The organism is Pseudomonas sp. MYb2 (assembly GCF_002979955.1).
GTDB lineage: Bacteria > Pseudomonadota > Gammaproteobacteria > Pseudomonadales > Pseudomonadaceae > Aquipseudomonas.
Window position 1 is genome coordinate 387796 of sequence record NZ_PCQC01000004.1, and the last position, 14795, is coordinate 402590.

14 protein-coding genes are annotated in these 14795 nt (G+C 60.6%); 6 read left to right on the plus strand and 8 right to left on the minus strand.

What is annotated here, in order from left to right; translation table 11 throughout:
- Window positions 1-155: 155 nt before the first annotated feature.
- Window positions 156-1355 (plus strand): formaldehyde dehydrogenase, glutathione-independent, encoded by a 1200-nt coding sequence (gene fdhA, locus CQ009_RS09165; RefSeq protein ID WP_064388161.1) that lies wholly within the window; start codon window positions 156-158, stop codon window positions 1353-1355.
- 120 nt (window positions 1356-1475) lie between these two features.
- Here the strand turns inward: fdhA and CQ009_RS09170 are convergent, their stop codons facing one another.
- Entirely contained in the window at window positions 1476-2150 is a 675-nt protein-coding gene (locus tag CQ009_RS09170) for an anti-sigma factor domain-containing protein (RefSeq protein ID WP_105705691.1), read from the minus strand.
- Window positions 2147-2782 carry a sigma-70 family RNA polymerase sigma factor gene (locus CQ009_RS09175; RefSeq protein ID WP_064388163.1) on the minus strand — a complete coding sequence of 212 codons (636 nt, stop codon included), beginning with the start codon at window positions 2780-2782 and terminating at the stop codon, window positions 2147-2149. Before CQ009_RS09175 ends, CQ009_RS09170 begins: the two co-directional genes overlap by 4 nt.
- Window positions 2783-2930: 148 nt before the next feature.
- Here CQ009_RS09175 and CQ009_RS09180 point away from each other — a divergent pair, with 148 nt between their 5' ends.
- The gene (locus CQ009_RS09180; protein WP_064119218.1) at window positions 2931-3488 is read left to right on the plus strand and encodes a DUF2780 domain-containing protein; all 558 of its coding nucleotides are present in this window, start codon (window positions 2931-2933) and stop codon (window positions 3486-3488) included.
- Window position 3489: 1 nt separating this feature from the next.
- Here CQ009_RS09180 and CQ009_RS09185 read toward each other — a convergent pair whose 3' ends face one another.
- Window positions 3490-4377 carry an acyltransferase gene (locus CQ009_RS09185; RefSeq protein ID WP_105705693.1) on the minus strand — a complete coding sequence of 296 codons (888 nt, stop codon included), beginning with the start codon at window positions 4375-4377 and terminating at the stop codon, window positions 3490-3492.
- 257 nt (window positions 4378-4634) lie between these two features.
- Between CQ009_RS09185 and CQ009_RS09190 the strand changes: the two genes are divergently transcribed.
- The 3 genes from CQ009_RS09190 (at window position 4635) to creC (ending at window position 7310) form a co-directional block, all read left to right on the plus strand.
- Window positions 4635-5138: an ATP-dependent zinc protease gene (locus tag CQ009_RS09190; protein WP_008078089.1), complete on the plus strand. Its 504-nt coding sequence runs from the start codon at window positions 4635-4637 to the stop codon at window positions 5136-5138.
- Between the two features lie 73 nt (window positions 5139-5211).
- On the plus strand, window positions 5212-5892 hold the full coding sequence (gene creB / locus CQ009_RS09195) for a two-component system response regulator CreB (protein WP_064388165.1): 681 nt from the start codon (window positions 5212-5214) through the stop codon (window positions 5890-5892).
- Window positions 5892-7310 (plus strand): two-component system sensor histidine kinase CreC, encoded by a 1419-nt coding sequence (gene creC, locus CQ009_RS09200; protein WP_105705696.1) that lies wholly within the window; start codon window positions 5892-5894, stop codon window positions 7308-7310. Before creB ends, creC begins: the two co-directional genes overlap by 1 nt.
- Window positions 7311-7312: 2 nt before the next feature.
- On the opposite strand, the gene CQ009_RS09205 is transcribed toward creC, so the two are convergent.
- On the minus strand, window positions 7313-8314 hold the full coding sequence (locus CQ009_RS09205) for an acyltransferase (protein ID WP_105705699.1): 1002 nt from the start codon (window positions 8312-8314) through the stop codon (window positions 7313-7315).
- Between the two features lie 141 nt (window positions 8315-8455).
- On the opposite strand from CQ009_RS09205, the gene creD reads away from it, so the two are divergent.
- On the plus strand, window positions 8456-9826 hold the full coding sequence (creD, locus tag CQ009_RS09210; RefSeq protein WP_105705701.1) for a cell envelope integrity protein CreD: 1371 nt from the start codon (window positions 8456-8458) through the stop codon (window positions 9824-9826).
- 181 nt (window positions 9827-10007) lie between these two features.
- Here creD and CQ009_RS09220 read toward each other — a convergent pair whose 3' ends face one another.
- The 4 genes from CQ009_RS09220 to CQ009_RS09235 form a co-directional block, all read right to left on the minus strand.
- Window positions 10008-10637, minus strand: a complete 630-nt coding sequence (locus CQ009_RS09220; protein ID WP_008078080.1) for a glutathione S-transferase — start codon at window positions 10635-10637, stop codon at window positions 10008-10010.
- A 176-nt stretch (window positions 10638-10813) separates the two neighbouring features.
- Window positions 10814-10993 carry a hypothetical protein gene (locus CQ009_RS09225; RefSeq protein WP_064388170.1) on the minus strand — a complete coding sequence of 60 codons (180 nt, stop codon included), beginning with the start codon at window positions 10991-10993 and terminating at the stop codon, window positions 10814-10816.
- Complete coding sequence (locus CQ009_RS09230) at window positions 10990-12120, minus strand: PepSY domain-containing protein (RefSeq protein WP_105705769.1); 1131 nt, start codon at window positions 12118-12120, stop codon at window positions 10990-10992. The genes CQ009_RS09225 and CQ009_RS09230 overlap by 4 nt, the downstream gene beginning before the upstream one ends.
- Window positions 12121-12194: 74 nt before the next feature.
- Window positions 12195-14633 (minus strand): TonB-dependent siderophore receptor, encoded by a 2439-nt coding sequence (locus CQ009_RS09235; protein WP_105705707.1) that lies wholly within the window; start codon window positions 14631-14633, stop codon window positions 12195-12197.
- Between the last annotated feature and the right edge of the window lie 162 nt (window positions 14634-14795).

Below are 14795 nucleotides of genomic sequence, written 5' to 3' on the forward strand. Positions count from 1 at the left end.
TTCAAATTCTGTAAACGACACAAATCCTGTGGGAGCTGGCTTGCCAGCGATGAGGCCCTGACAGGCAACACAAGAAACAGCATCTGTACCCGAGCACTTAACGCGCTGCCTGCCTGGGCAACGCGGTTCCATAAAAACAACAGCGAGGTGAAAGCATGTCTGGCAATCGTGGTGTGGTGTATCTCGGCGCTGGCAAGGTCGAAGTACAGAAAATCGACTATCCGAAAATGCAGGACCCGCGCGGTCGCAAGATCGAGCACGGGGTCATTCTCAAAGTGGTTTCCACCAATATCTGCGGCTCCGACCAGCACATGGTGCGCGGCCGTACCACGGCGCAGACCGGTCTGGTGCTGGGCCACGAAATCACCGGCGAGGTGATCGAAAAAGGCTCCGACGTCGAAAACCTGAAAATCGGTGATCTGGTTTCCGTACCGTTCAACGTTGCTTGCGGGCGCTGCCGTTCCTGCAAGGAGCAACACACCGGGGTCTGCCTGACCGTCAACCCGGCCCGTGCCGGCGGTGCTTACGGCTACGTCGACATGGGTGACTGGACCGGTGGCCAGGCCGAATACGTGCTGGTGCCGTACGCCGACTTCAACCTGCTGAAACTGCCGGATCGCGACAAGGCCATGGAGAAAATCCGCGACCTGACCTGCCTCTCCGACATTCTGCCAACCGGTTACCACGGCGCCGTCACGGCTGGCGTGGGTCCGGGAAGCACCGTTTACATCGCGGGTGCCGGCCCGGTCGGTCTGGCCGCCGCAGCTTCCGCGCGTCTGCTCGGGGCGGCGGTGGTGATCGTCGGCGACGTCAACACCATCCGCCTGGCCCACGCCAAGGCTCAGGGTTTTGAGATCGTCGACCTGTCGCAAGACACGCCGCTGCATGAGCAGATCGCCGCACTGCTGGGCGAGCCGGAAGTGGATTGCGCAGTGGACTGCGTCGGCTTCGAAGCGCGCGGCCACGGCCACGACGGCGTGAAAGCCGAAGCCCCGGCCACCGTGCTCAACTCGCTGATGGGTGTGGTACGTGTTGCCGGCAAGATCGGTATTCCGGGCCTCTACGTCACCGAAGATCCGGGTGCCGTCGACGCTGCCGCAAAAATGGGCAGCCTGAGCATTCGTTTCGGTCTGGGCTGGGCCAAGTCGCATAGCTTCCACACCGGCCAGACGCCGGTGATGAAATACAACCGCCAACTGATGCAGGCGATCATGTGGGATCGCATCAACATTGCTGAAGTGGTGGGCGTGCAAGTGATCAGCCTCGATCAGGCGCCGGAAGGTTACGGCGAGTTCGATGCGGGCGTGCCGAAGAAGTTTGTGATTGATCCGCACAAGTTGTTTAGTGCGGCATAAGTAAGCAAGGGCGACTTTCGGGTCGCCTTTTTTTTAGATCAAAAGATCGCAGCCTTCGGCAGCTCCTACACGGATCAATGTAGGAGCTGCCGAAGGCTGCGATCTTTTGATCTTATGCAATCAGAGAGCCGCCAAAGCCCCTTGATACAAAACCGGCCCAGTCGGCTGCCCGGTCGGTGAACCACCCTTCGGTTCCAGACTCACCGCCAACGCAATCGGTTGCTCGATCAACCCCCGCTGCACCTCACTCAACTCAACCTTGCCTTTGCCCCCCGCCGGAATCACCCCCAGCGAGATCGGTTTGCCATCCGCCGGAATCGCCCACAGTTCCAGGCTGCGATCCGCATCGACCGCCGCCAATGTCAGTGGCTCAACCTGCAGATAATCTTCATGCGCCTCGACCTTCAACGCCGGTTGCGCGTCGGCGGTCAGCAGGGTGGCGCGATAGCGGGCGTCGTCGCGGTTGTACAGCGAGCCGAGGAGCACCAGCACCGCGATGGAGCACACCGCTGCGGTGAGTCGCAGCCAGTTCCAGAACGGTCGTTTCTCGGGGACATGCAGCACTTGGGGTTCGATGCGCGCGGTGATGCCTTGCCAGACGCGGTCGGGCACTGGATGGTCCGGCAGGGATTCGGTGAGGCTGACCAGCGTTTCCTGCCACTGCGCCAACTCCGCCCGGAGCGCGGCGTCATCGAGCAATAGCTGTTCAAACCGTCGACGCGCCGCCGCCGACATCAGGCCGATGGCGTAATCGGCTGCGAGGGCTCGGCGCAGGGCAGGGGTCTGGTAATTCATGATTCAAGGCACCGGCGCAGGCGTTCCATACCCCGGCGGATCCACGATTTCACCGAACCGAGTGGCGCCGCCAGGTGTTCGGCCAGTTCCGAGCAGGACAAGCCCTGAAAGTAAGCCACGCTGATCGACTGGCGCTGCATGCTTTCCAGGGTTTCCAGACAACGGTTCAGGGCCGTGGCCTCGCGGGCGCTGTTCAACTGGTCATGGGCTGACGGGCTTTGGTCCGGCAAGGCGTCTTGTTCGAGGTCGGTCAGCGCCCGGTCGCGGTGCTTGCGCAACTGGTCGATGGCTTGATTACGGGTGATGTTGATCATCCAGGTCAGCGGTGCCGACAGGTGCGCCTCGTAGCGTGAGGCGTTGTTCCAGATGCGCACGAAGGCTTCCTGCAACACTTCTTCGGCCAGATCAGTCCGGCCCATGAAGCGCAAGGCCACGCCATGCAGACGCGGGCCGACACTGCGGTAGAGGGTTTCGAAGGCGCGACGATCACCCAATGAACACTGGGCCAACAGCTGTCGCAACTGATCGGTGTCGGCGATGGAAATGACGACTCTCCAGACAAGGCTGAGTGCACGAGGGCTAGACTCGGAATGTTCACAGGCTAGTTCAGCGATAGCGGTTGTGCCATTCATCGCGGTAATTCCAGGGTTTCACGATTCATATACGTGGGTATGATGAAAATGGATGCGCAGGCGAGGAACATGCCCGCGAGTACCCGGTCAAACCGGCAGTTTTATCGTCTATCGACGGACGGTTTTCACAGCGCAAGAGGATGTCTGAATGAAGATTTCACGCGGTATTGCAATGGCTTCGCTGATGACCCTTGCGGCCAGCCCGGTGTTTGCCGGTTTCAGCCTGGACGACGTGACAAAGGCTGCTTCGAGCATGCAGGGCGGCAACGCTGCCACCGCCGCCGCGCCGACTTCGGAAACCGCCGGTCTGCTGCAGGCCGTCACCGGTCTGGGTGTTACGCCGCAGCAAGCGGTTGGCGGCACCAGCGCCATGCTGGGCCTGGCCAAGAATCAATTGAGCAGCACCGATTATTCGCAACTGGCCAAAGAAGTGCCAGGCATCGACAAGCTGTCGGGCGGTAGCGGCAACCTGGCGGCGTTGAGTGGTTTGCTCGGTCAGTCCGGTAAGTCCGCCGGTCTGGAAAACGCCCTGGGCAACGTCAAGGACACCAATGATCTGAACAACGCCTTCGGCGCGCTGGGCATGGACAGCGGCATGGTCGGCCAGTTTGCCCCGGTGCTGCTCAAGTATCTGGGTGACCAAGGCGTCGGCGGCCCGCTGCTGCAAAGCCTGGGCAGCATCTGGGGCGCCGGCACCGGTAGCTGATTCAGCGGCGCTCGCTGCGCAGTTCGGCGATGCGCTGATCCTTCTCGCTCCAGAGCTGGTTGACCCAGCTCTGGACCGTCTGGCGAAACGCCGGATCATTCTCGTAATCACCCTGCCACAACGCCGGGTCGAGTTCGCGGGTCTTGATGTCGATGATCACGCGCGGCACGTTGCCACTGATCAGATCCCAGAAGCCCGGAATGTTCGCCTGTGGATAAACCACGGTGACATCGAGAATGGCGTCCAGCTGTTCACCCATCGCCGCCAGCACGAACGCCACGCCGCCGGCCTTGGGCTTGAGCAAGTGGTTGAACGGAGATTGTTGCTCGACACTTTTGGCGGCGGTGTAGCGGGTACCTTCCAGATAATTCACCACGGTCACCGGCTGACGCTTGAACAGCTCGCAGGCCTGTCTGGTGATTTCCAGATCCTTGCCCGCCAATTCCGGATTCTTCGCCAGGAACGCCTTGGTGTAGCGCTTCATGAACGGGTAATCCAGCGCCCACCACGCCAGCCCGAGGAACGGCACCCAGATCAGCTCTTTCTTGAGGAAGAATTTGAAGAACGGCGTGCGTCGGTTCAGCGTCTGGATCAGTGCCGGAATATCGACCCACGACTGGTGATTGCTGACCACCAGATACGAGGTGTCGCCACGCAGATCTTCGCCGCCACGAATGTCCCACTGGGTGGGAATGCACAAGCGGAAAATCAGTTTGTCGATTTCTGCCCAGGTCTCGGCGATCCACATCACCGCCGCCGATGCGTAGTCACGCCAGCGGCCCGGTGCGACCAGTTTGAGCAGGGCAAACACCAGCAACGGCCCGATCAGGATCAGGGTGTTGAGCAACAGCAGCAGGGTGACGAAACAGCCGGTGAGCAGGCGGCGCATAAGCAACTCTTTGCAAGCGGATGGGCGCGCCATGATAAGCAGCTTCGCGCGGCAGGCCAAATCGGCGGTGACGAATGTTTCACTTCAGTCGCGTTAACCTGATCGTTCCCACGCTCTGCGTGGTAACGCCGCCCGGGACACTCCGCGTCCCTGTGACGCAGAGCGTCACTGGATGCATGCCCACGCAGAGCGTGGGAACGATCAAGCGCGCAACGGTCTAAAATCCCGTTGCCCAACTCCCCAAGGAAGCCCCTTACGTGAAATCCCTCCTTGCACTGTTTGCCCTCGTCGCCCTGCCGGTCATGGCCGCCGAGCCGACCCTGTACGGGCGCTACGAATACATTGCGCTGCCGGAAATCGGCGGCGAAGTGCTCAAGGCCAAGATGGACACCGGTGCACTGACCGCCTCGCTGTCGGCCAAGGACATCGAAACCTTCACTCGCGACGGCGATGACTGGGTGCGTTTCCGCCTCGGCACCAAGGACGCCAGCAACAAGGTCTACGAACACAAGGTCGCGCGGATCAGCAAGATCAAGAGCCGTTCGGATGAAGAGGACGAGGGCGAAAGCACCGAAGTCGCCAAACGCCCGGTGGTCGATCTCGAGCTGTGTCTGGGTAACGTCAAGCGTACTGTCGAGGTCAACCTGACCGACCGCAGCAACTTCAATTATCCGTTGCTGATCGGTGCCAAGGCCTTGCGCGAATTCGGCGCGGCGGTGAACCCGGCGCGTCGCTTTACCGCAGACAAACCTGACTGCTGAGCCAAGTGGTCTGATTGACGTAACGTCAGGCTTGGGGCACCGTTCGCGCACTTAACCTACGGGCTCGGACGCCATGCCTCATATCCTGATTGTCGAAGACGAAGCGGCGATTGCCGACACGCTGATTTTTGCCTTGCAGGGCGAGGGCTTCACCACCACGTGGCTGAGCCTCGGCGCGGCGGCGCTGGAGCATCAGCGGCAGACGCCGGCCGACCTGATCATCCTCGACATCGGCCTGCCGGACATCAGCGGTTTCGAAACCTGCAAACAGCTGCGGCGCTTCAGTGAAGTGCCGGTGCTGTTCCTCAGCGCGCGCGATGCCGAGATTGATCGCGTGGTGGGCCTGGAAATTGGTGCCGACGACTACGTGGTCAAGCCGTTCAGCCCGCGGGAAGTCGCCGCGCGGGTGAAGGCCATTCTCAAGCGCATGGCGCCGCGCCCCCCGATTGAAGCTTCTTCAGCGCTGTTTCGCGTCGATCCTGAACGTGTGCAAATCAGTTATCGCGGCCAGAACCTGAGCCTGACCCGCCACGAATTCCGTCTGCTGCAATGCCTGCTCGAACAACCCGAGCGAGTGTTCAGCCGTGAGCAATTGCTCGACGCACTGGGCGTGGCCGCAGACGCCGGTTACGAGCGCAGCATCGACAGCCACATCAAAAGCCTGCGCGCCAAACTGCGCCTGGTGCGCGCCGACGCCGAGCCGATCCAGACCCATCGCGGTCTCGGTTACAGCTACAGCCCGGGGCACAGCTGATGTCCCTGGGGCTGCGGATTTTTCTGGTGTACGTGCTGTTCATCGGCCTTACCGGTTATTTCGTGCTCAACACGGTGATGGAAGAAATCCGTCCCGGCGTGCGCCAGTCCACCGAAGAAACCCTGGTCGACACCGCCAACCTGATGGCGGAAATCCTGCGCGACGATTTCAAGGCCGGCACCCTCAGCGAGAACCGCTGGCCAGAATTGCTCCGCGCTTACGGCGAACGTCAGCCACAAGCGACGATCTGGGGCTTGCCGAAAAATCAGGTCAACCACCGCATCTACGTGACTGACGCCAAGGGCATCGTCGTGCTCGATTCCAGTGGTGTCGCGGTCGGCCAGGATTACTCGCGCTGGAACGACGTCTACCTGACGTTGCGCGGTGAGTACGGCGCACGCTCGACCCGCAGCGATCCGCATGATGCGAGTTCATCGGTGATGCACGTCGGCGCGCCGATCCGCGACAACGGCCAGATTATCGGCGTGGTCACTGTGGCCAAGCCCAACAGCTCATTGCAGCCCTATGTCGATCGCACCGAACGGCGTTTGCTGTTTTACGGCGCCGGCCTGATCGGCCTCGGCCTGTTGTTTGGCGCGCTGCTGTCGTGGTGGCTGAGCCGTGCGCTGCATCGCTTGACCGGTTATGCCCAGGCCGTGAGCGAAGGCCGGCGCGTGGAAGTGCCGCACTATCGCGGCGGCGAGCTGGAGCAACTGGCTTCGGCGGTCGAACAGATGCGCACGCAACTGGAGGGCAAGGCTTACGTCGAGCGTTACGTGCACACGTTGACCCATGAATTGAAGAGCCCGCTGGCCGCGATTCGTGGTGCGGCGGAATTGCTGCAAGAGGAAATGCCGCCGATTCAGCGTCTGCGTTTTGTCGGCAATATCGACAGTGAAAGTGCACGCATGCAGCAGTTGATCGAACGCTTGCTGAATCTGGCGCAGGTCGAACAACGCCAAGGGTTGGAGGAGCGGGTCGCCGTGCCGCTGGCCGTGTTGGTCGACGAATTGTTGCAAGGGCAGGCCGCGCGGATCGAGGGCAAGCAATTGCGTGTCGAACAGACGATTGCGGCGGATCTTCTGCTGATTGGTGAGCCGTTTCTATTGCGTCAGGCGCTGGGCAATCTGCTGGAAAATGCGCTCGATTTCACCGCGCCACAGTGCCTGCTGCGCTTCAGTGCTGCACGGCATGGCGAGTACATCGAGGTGCAGCTGTTCAATGAAACCGCACCGATTCCCGATTACGCCTTGCCGCGTCTGACCGAACGCTTTTACTCACTGCCTCGTCCCGACAGCGGCCGCAAAAGCACCGGTCTGGGACTTAACTTCGTCGAAGAAGTGGCCAAGTTGCATGGTGGCCGGCTGGCAGTGCGCAATGTGCCCGGCGGCGTCGAAGTGACGCTCAGCCTGCCGTAACGTCAGGGCTGCGTGGCGGCCAGCGGGTGCTTTCTGCGATGGACAAACTGCAGCGCTGGTTGCTCGACCAAGCGCCACGAAACCGTGGCCAGAACCATGACGATCACGGCCGAGACGAGCATCGACGGGATAAACGTCAGTGAGGTCTTGTTGATGATCAGTTGCTGCACCGGGAAGGCGTACAGATACATCCCGTAGGAAATATCGAATCGTCTGCGGATGGTTTTGTCGACGTACAGCAAGCCCAGGCTCAGGGTCGCGAGGCACACACCCAGGGTCGCCAGCACGCTGGCCAGCGGCGTGCCGAGGCTGAAAAATATCAAGCCTGCCGCTGTCACCAGAGCGATTGCCAGTACGCGGCGATCGCTCAGGTATTGCTGGTTGAAGGCAATCACTGCGCCGGCAAAGAACGCGATGCCGGCCGCGCTGTAAACCGCCAGCTTTTGCGCCAGCGCGCCGGGCACGTGATTGCCCAGAGCGTAGGTCGCTACTGCAAACACAGCCAGCAAAACCCACGGCATCAGTGCCCGTCGATACATGCCCAACGCCAGCGCCAGCAACAGGTAAAAGCCGAATTCGATCTTCAGCGTCCAGAGGCTGCCGTTGAAGGATTCGCTGAGGATAAACCCCTGGGTGATCGGTTCGATGTTGGCCCGCCCGAACACCGAGATGCGCAGAAAGTCAGCCAGGGCGCCGAAGCTCGCAACATAGCCGTCGGCAAACACCGCCCCGGCGAGGTAAGTCATCACAAACGCACAAAGGATCAGAGCCGGGAAGATGCGCACAACGCGCTTGCCCAGATAATCGGCAAAGCTGCGCGAGTTGAAAAAGCTTTGGCTGATCAGCAGGCCGGAAATCGAAAAGAACGCCGTCACGGCGATACCGCCCAGCGAGTTGTAACCGGCAATGCCCGGTTCTTCCAGGCCCGACAGGGCAAAGTGATGACTGACCAGCACCATCAGCGCCGCCAGGTGCCTGATCAAATCGAAAGAGTTGTTGCGCAACGTGATCGTCCTTTGTCTGAGCACTGCCCCGTAAATGGGAAAAACCTTTTACAGGTATTTCCACGCAAATCCCACACAACCTCCATCACAAAACCACACAGCGCTCGCAGACTCGCCCCATTCCAACAAGGGAGCGTCCTGATGAACCGAAGTCTGGCACTGAAATTGGGGGCGATTGCCCTGCTGATCCTGCTGTTGCTGATTCCCCTGCTGATGATCGATGGCGTCATCGACGAGCGTCAGCAACTGCGTGACGGCGTACTCGAAGACATCGCCCGCAGCTCCAGTTACAGCCAACAACTGAGCGGGCCGGTGATGGTGGTGCCGTATCGCAAAGTGATTCACAACTGGAAGATCAACGACAAGACCAATCAGCGCTACGACGATCCACACGAGGAGCGCGGGCGTCTGTACTTCCTGCCGGAGCGTTTCGAGCTTGATGGCCAGGTGCAGACTGAGCTGCGCGCCCGGGGCATTTACGAGGCGCGGCTGTTCCACGCCGACAATCGCATCGACGGACATTTCTCGTTGCCAGCGCAATTGGGCATCAAGGAAGATTTCACTGACTATCGGTTTGATGCGCCATTTCTCGCGGTCGGTATCAGCGACATTCGCGGGATCGAAAATGCCCTGAAACTGGAGTTCGAGGGACAGCGCCTGGACTTTGTGCCGGGTACGCAGGTCGGCTGGCTCGGCGAGGGTGTGCGCGTGACGCTGCCGCTGCTCGATACCAGCCAAAACACCGAGCTGGCCTTTGCGTTCGACCTGCGCCTGCAAGGCACCGGTTCATTGCAAGTGCTGCCAGTGGGCAAAACCAGCAGTGTCAGCCTCAGTGCCAACTGGCCGCATCCAAGCTTCATCGGCAACTTCCTGCCGGCGAAGCGCGAGATCAATGATCAGGGCTTCAACGCTGATTGGCAGACCACATTCTTTTCCACCAATTTGCAGGACGCGATGAGCCGTTGTGTGGCCAGCAATGATTGCGCGGCGTTCAACGGCCGCAGTTTCGGCGTGAGTTTTATCGACCCGGTGGATCAGTACCTGAAGAGTGACCGGGCGATCAAATATGCGCTGCTGTTCATCGTTCTGACGTTCGCCGGTTTCTTTCTCTTCGAAGTGCTCAAAAGCCTGGCGGTGCACCCGGTGCAGTACGCACTGGTGGGCGTAGCGTTGGCGTTCTTTTACCTGTTGTTGCTGTCGTTGTCGGAACACATCGGGTTCGCTCTGGCGTATTTGCTGTCGGCCAGTGGTTGTGTGTTGTTGATCGGCTTTTATGTCTGCCATGTGCTGCACAGCGTGCGTCACGGTTTGAGTTTTTCGGCGGGGTTGGCGGCCTTGTATGGCCTGCTGTATGGATTGTTGAGTGCCGAGGATTACGCTTTGCTGATGGGGTCGCTGTTGCTGTTCGGCTTGCTTGGCGTGTTTATGGTGCTGACGCGAAAACTGGACTGGTACGGGATCGGGCAGAAGCCGGGCAAGCCGTTGGAGTTTGATATCGGGGTGGTGGAATGAGCCGGTCGCTGGGGTTGCGTGAGGATCAGCGCTGGAAGGATGAGTTGGTGACGCGGATTATCGGGTTTTTGCCTGTGGAACCGAGGTGGTGCATTCGCGAGCAGGTTCGCTCCTACAGGGAAATGTGCTCAACTGTAGGAGTGAGCCTGCTCGCGATGATGCCGGAGCAGGCGCCAAAAAACTAAGGCTTGGGCATGGTCGCGATCATGGACGGTCGCTGGCTCACTTCAAAAAACCAGTTGGCCAGTTGCGGGTTGGCTTCACGCCAGCCCAGATCGGGGAAACGCAGATCGAGGTAGCCCAACGCGCAGGCCACACTGATCGCCGCCACGTCGAAGTGGCTGGTCAGCTCGGCAATCGCATCGTTTTCCAGCAGGTTCAACGCACGGCGGATCTTCTCGCGTTGCGCCTCCAGCCATTCGTCCCAGTGTTTTTCCGGGGCCCGCAATACTTGTTCATAACGCACCATCACCGAGGCATCCATGATCCCGTCGGCCATCGAGGCGAGGGTCAGACGGCGCCAGCGGGCTGCGCCTTCGCGCGGAATCAGCGGGTTGCCGACATGTTGATGGTCGAGGTATTCGAGGATCACGCGGCTGTCATGGATGACATTGCCGTCGGCCAGACGCAGGGCCGGAATCTTGCCCAGCGGATTGTCGGCATTGAGTTCAGCACTGGGGCTGACCGGGCTGAGCACGCAGTCTTGCAGCGCGACGCGATCCTGCTGACCGGTCTCGTGCAGCAAGACCATCACTTTGCGTACGAACGGGGAGAGCGTGTTGTGGTAAAGGGTCATGCTGGGGGCGGACATTGGCAGGGTCTCGATCAGAACGATGAGGGAGCAGCATAGCGCGTCAGCGCACGAGCTCAAGCCTCACGCCGGACCCAATGCAGGAGTGAGCCTGCTCGCGATAGCGCAATCACATTCAACATCAATGTTGGATGGCCCACCGCTATAGCGAGCAGGCTCACTCCTACCAAGGTTTTTCAGCTTCGCAGCAGTAGACCTCTTATGGCCAGAACCGCAGGAACACCCAAGCCGACCCAGCTCAACGCATCCCAGATGCCATCCCCCAGCAACGCCGCAAACAACCCCGCCGCACTGAGCAGCGCTATCACGATCGGCGTGCTGAAGACTTTCCAGAAATTCGACTGACGCGGCTTCATGCAGACGCCTCCGCCGTTTCCAGCACAGGCTTGGCGGCCTTGCGTCGCACCACCCACAGATACACGCCACTGGCGAGGACGATGATGGTCAGCACATCAAGCGTGGCCCAGAGGATCTTCATCGGCATGCCGCCGTAGTCACCAAAGTGCAGCGGTTGCGACATGCCCATGGCGTCCATGTACCACGGCCTTTCGGCTACGGCGGTGACCTTCAGGGTTGTGGCGTCGATCAGCACCGGCGTCAGCAAGTGCGAAGTCAAATGCGTGCCGCCCTTCATGAACACCGAGTAATGGTGCTCGCTGGAAAACCGCGTGCCGGGGAACGCGATGAAATCCGGCTTCATGCCCGGGGCGACTTCAGCGGCGATGTCGAGCAAGCGGGTGGCCGGTGCCAGGTGTGTCAGCGGTGGCGCATCGCGGTAAGGCTCGATCAGCGCGGTCAGTGCGTCGTTGCGCCAGGCGGCAATCAGCAGATCGGCGCAGGCGCTGATCACGCCGGTCACGCCGACCACCAACGCCCAAGTCAGGGTGACCACGCCGATCAGGTTATGCAGGTCGAGCCAGCGCAACCGCGTGGACTTGTCCTGACGCACCGTACCGAAGTTCAAGCGTCGCATGAACGGCAAATACAACACCGTCCCCGACACGATGGCCACGACAAACAGCAGCCCCATGAACGCCAGCAGCAACTTGCCCGGCAGTCCGGCGAACATGTCGACGTGCAGGCGCAGGATAAACAGCATCAAACCGCCGTTGGCCGACGGGGTTTCCAGTGCTTCACCCGTACGCGCATCGAGCATGAAGGTGTGCGAGGAGTTGGGCTCGGTGCCGGCGGTTTTCGCCATGATCGCGAACGCTGCATTCGGGTCTTCGTCGTCATAACCGAAGTACTGCATGACCTCGCCCGGTCGATGTTGCTGCGCGGCATCCACCAGTTGCTGCAGATTGAGCTGCGGCGTGTCGGCCGGCATCTCCCGCAATTCCGGGGCGTTACCGAGCAAATGGTCGATTTCGTGACTGAAAATCAACGGCAGACCGGTCAAGGCCAGCATCAGCAAAAACACGGTGCAGATCAGGCTGGTCCAGGTGTGGATAAACGCCCAGCGACGAATTGTTTTACTTTTCATTTCATGACCTTCAAAAACACCAAAGCCGTCCACGAAGGACGGCCTGGTAACAGGGCCTGTTTCAGCTCAGTGGTTTACCACTTGTAAGTGGCACTGGCGACGACGCTGCGCTGGTCGCCGTAGTAGCAATAGAAACCGTCACAGGTGGAAATGTAGTCCTTGTCGAACAGGTTGGTCGCGTTGAGTGCCAGCGACGCACCTTTGAGGCTGTTGTCCAGACGACCGAGGTCGTAATGCACGGCCGCGTCGAACACGGTGTAGGCGTCCGCCTTGCCCAGCCAGGTGTTGCCTTTGTCGCCGTAGGTGTTGCCAGTGTATCGGACACCGCCACCGATGCCGAAGCCATCGAGCACGCCGGAGTGCCAGGTGTAATCAGTCCACAGCGAAGCTTGCTGGTTCGGCATCAGTTGCAGGCGATTGCCCTTGTCGACGCCTTTTTGCACTTCGGATTTGGCCAGAGTGTAGGCGGCGATGACTTTCAGGTTGTCGGTCACGTCGGAGACCGCTTCGAGCTCCAGGCCTTTGACTTTCACTTCGCCGGTCTGGCTGGTGATGGTCACGTTGTTGACGATGCTGTTGACCGAGACGTTCTTCTGGGTCAGGTCATACACCGCGGCGCTGAGCAGGGTTTTGCTGCCCGGTGGCTGGTACTTGATGCCCAGTTCCCACTGCTTGCCTTCGGTCGGCTTGAAGGAGTCCGTAGCGGTGGCATCGGCGCCAGCGGTCGGCTGGAAGGATTCGGCGTACGACAGGTACGGCACGAAGCCCGAGTCGAACACGTAGCTGATCGCTGCGTTGCCGCTGAACGCCTTGTCACGCTGGGTGTTGGTGGCGTCGTCCTTGTTGAAGAACCTGGTGCTGGTGTGCACCCAGTCTTCGCGCCCGCCCAGGGTCAGACGCCATTGGTCCAGGGCCATTTGGTCCTGCACATAGAGGCCGGTCTGGGTGGTCTTCTGGTCGTAATCGTAAAACGCGCTGGAGCGCGGTGGACGAACGATGGTCTGGCCGTAGATCGGGTTGTTGACGTTGATGTCCGGCGCACTGCCGAAGATCGAGGTGTAGTTGTCGTTGCTGCGCTGGTGATCGAGACCCAGCAGCAGGGTATGACGGATGTCGCCAGTAGCGAAGTCGGCCTGGAAGTTGTTGTCCACGGCGAACTGGCTGATGTCCTCATCGACGTTGGTGGTTCCGCGACCGACATTGCCCTGGTTGTCCACGGTGAAACCGGCGAACGAGGGGTTGTAGCTATTGACGGTGACGGTCTGGAACGCCAGATCCGACTTGGTGTAGCGCAGGTTCTGCTTGAATTGCCAGACATCGTTCAGGCGATGTTCGAAGGCATAACCGAGCGCGTAGTAGGTGCGGTCGTAGAAATCGTAGTCAGGATCGCCGAGGTTCTTGTGGTGGGAGATCTTGCCGAAGGGCATGTCGATCTTGGTGCCCTGGATCGGGTAGAACTGGCTGGTGACCCCGGTATCGTCACGGGTGAACTGCGTGAGCAAGGTCAGCCTGGTGTCGTCGTCGATGTTCCAGGTCAGGCTCGGCGCAATGTTGTAGCGCTTGTTTTCGATGTGGTCGATCTGCGTATCGCTGTCACGCACGACGCCGCTGATGCCATACAGGAACTGGCCTGCTTCATCGATCTTGCCGGTGCTGGCGAAGTTGATCTGGCGGTGGTTGTCGCTGCCGTACTGCAACTGGATTTCGCTGCTGGCTTCGGCGCTCGGACGACGGCTGACCATGTCGAGCAGGCCGCCTGGCGGGGTTTGGCCATACACCGAAGACGCCGGGCCACGGAGCAAGGCGAGGCGGTCGAGGTTCCAGGTTTCCGGTTTCGGGTTGGCGTAAATGCCGCGTGGCAGCGCCAGGCCATCGAGGTACTGGGTCGGTTCGAAACCACGCACGCGCAGCCAGTCGATGCGGGTGTCGCTGCCGTAGCTGCTGGCGGTGATGCCGGGCATGTAACGCACCGCGTCGTCGAGGCTGTGCACGCCACGATCTTCCATTTGCTGACGGGTGGCCACGGAGATCGACCGCGGCGCTTCGACCAGCGCGGTGTCGGTCTTGGTGCCGGCGGCGGTGCGAGTGGCGGTGTAGCCTTCGACCGGGCCCCAGGCGCTTTCGCTGTTTTCCACGCCAATGATCGCGGTTTCCGGCAGGGCCATCGCGCCGTCAGGCACGGCGACCAAAGTGTAAGTGCCAGCGCCGCTCTGCTCCAGTTGCAGACCGGTGCCGCGCAGGGCTGCGCGCAGAGCGCCGGCTGCGTCGTATTGGCCGTTGACCGGTGCCGACGTCTTGCCCGCCGCCAGTGCCGGGCTCAGCGACAGCGCGAGGCCACCCTGGCTGGCGATCTGGTTGAGGGTGGTCGACAGCGGAGCGGCCGGCAGGTTGTAGGCGCGCACGCTGGACGCTTGTTCAGCAGCGAGCAACGGGTTGCTGATCAGCGGCGCGCTGAGCGCGATGGCGACGGCCAGCAGGCTGGGGCGCAACAAGGTGTCTAGCGAACGGGACATACGGCGGCTCCTGAATGGAAATATTTCTCAATTGCCTGTGTGCCGGATGAAACTCGAAAAGTGATAGGGCTGGGTGAAAATAATTTTGATTAAGGAAAACAGCGGTGTGGCGGATGACGCCATCGCGAGCAGGCTCACTCCTACAGGGGAACGCATTTCAAC

Bases quoted from the DNA above. Each gene is read 5' to 3' on its own strand.
- fdhA (WP_064388161.1), top strand. From the start codon at position 156: ATGTCTGGCAATCGTGGTGTGGTGTATCTCGGCGCTGGCAAGGTCGAA.
- CQ009_RS09170 (WP_105705691.1), bottom strand. From the start codon at position 2,150: ATGAATTACCAGACCCCTGCCCTGCGCCGAGCCCTCGCAGCCGATTAC.
- CQ009_RS09175 (WP_064388163.1), bottom strand. From the start codon at position 2,782: ATGAATGGCACAACCGCTATCGCTGAACTAGCCTGTGAACATTCCGAG.
- CQ009_RS09180 (WP_064119218.1), top strand. From the start codon at position 2,931: ATGAAGATTTCACGCGGTATTGCAATGGCTTCGCTGATGACCCTTGCG.
- CQ009_RS09185 (WP_105705693.1), bottom strand. From the start codon at position 4,377: ATGCGCCGCCTGCTCACCGGCTGTTTCGTCACCCTGCTGCTGTTGCTC.
- creB (WP_064388165.1), top strand. From the start codon at position 5,212: ATGCCTCATATCCTGATTGTCGAAGACGAAGCGGCGATTGCCGACACG.
- creC (WP_105705696.1), top strand. From the start codon at position 5,892: ATGTCCCTGGGGCTGCGGATTTTTCTGGTGTACGTGCTGTTCATCGGC.
- creD (WP_105705701.1), top strand. From the start codon at position 8,456: ATGAACCGAAGTCTGGCACTGAAATTGGGGGCGATTGCCCTGCTGATC.
- CQ009_RS09220 (WP_008078080.1), bottom strand. From the start codon at position 10,637: ATGTCCGCCCCCAGCATGACCCTTTACCACAACACGCTCTCCCCGTTC.
- CQ009_RS09225 (WP_064388170.1), bottom strand. From the start codon at position 10,993: ATGAAGCCGCGTCAGTCGAATTTCTGGAAAGTCTTCAGCACGCCGATC.
- CQ009_RS09230 (WP_105705769.1), bottom strand. From the start codon at position 12,120: ATGAAAAGTAAAACAATTCGTCGCTGGGCGTTTATCCACACCTGGACC.
- CQ009_RS09235 (WP_105705707.1), bottom strand. From the start codon at position 14,633: ATGTCCCGTTCGCTAGACACCTTGTTGCGCCCCAGCCTGCTGGCCGTC.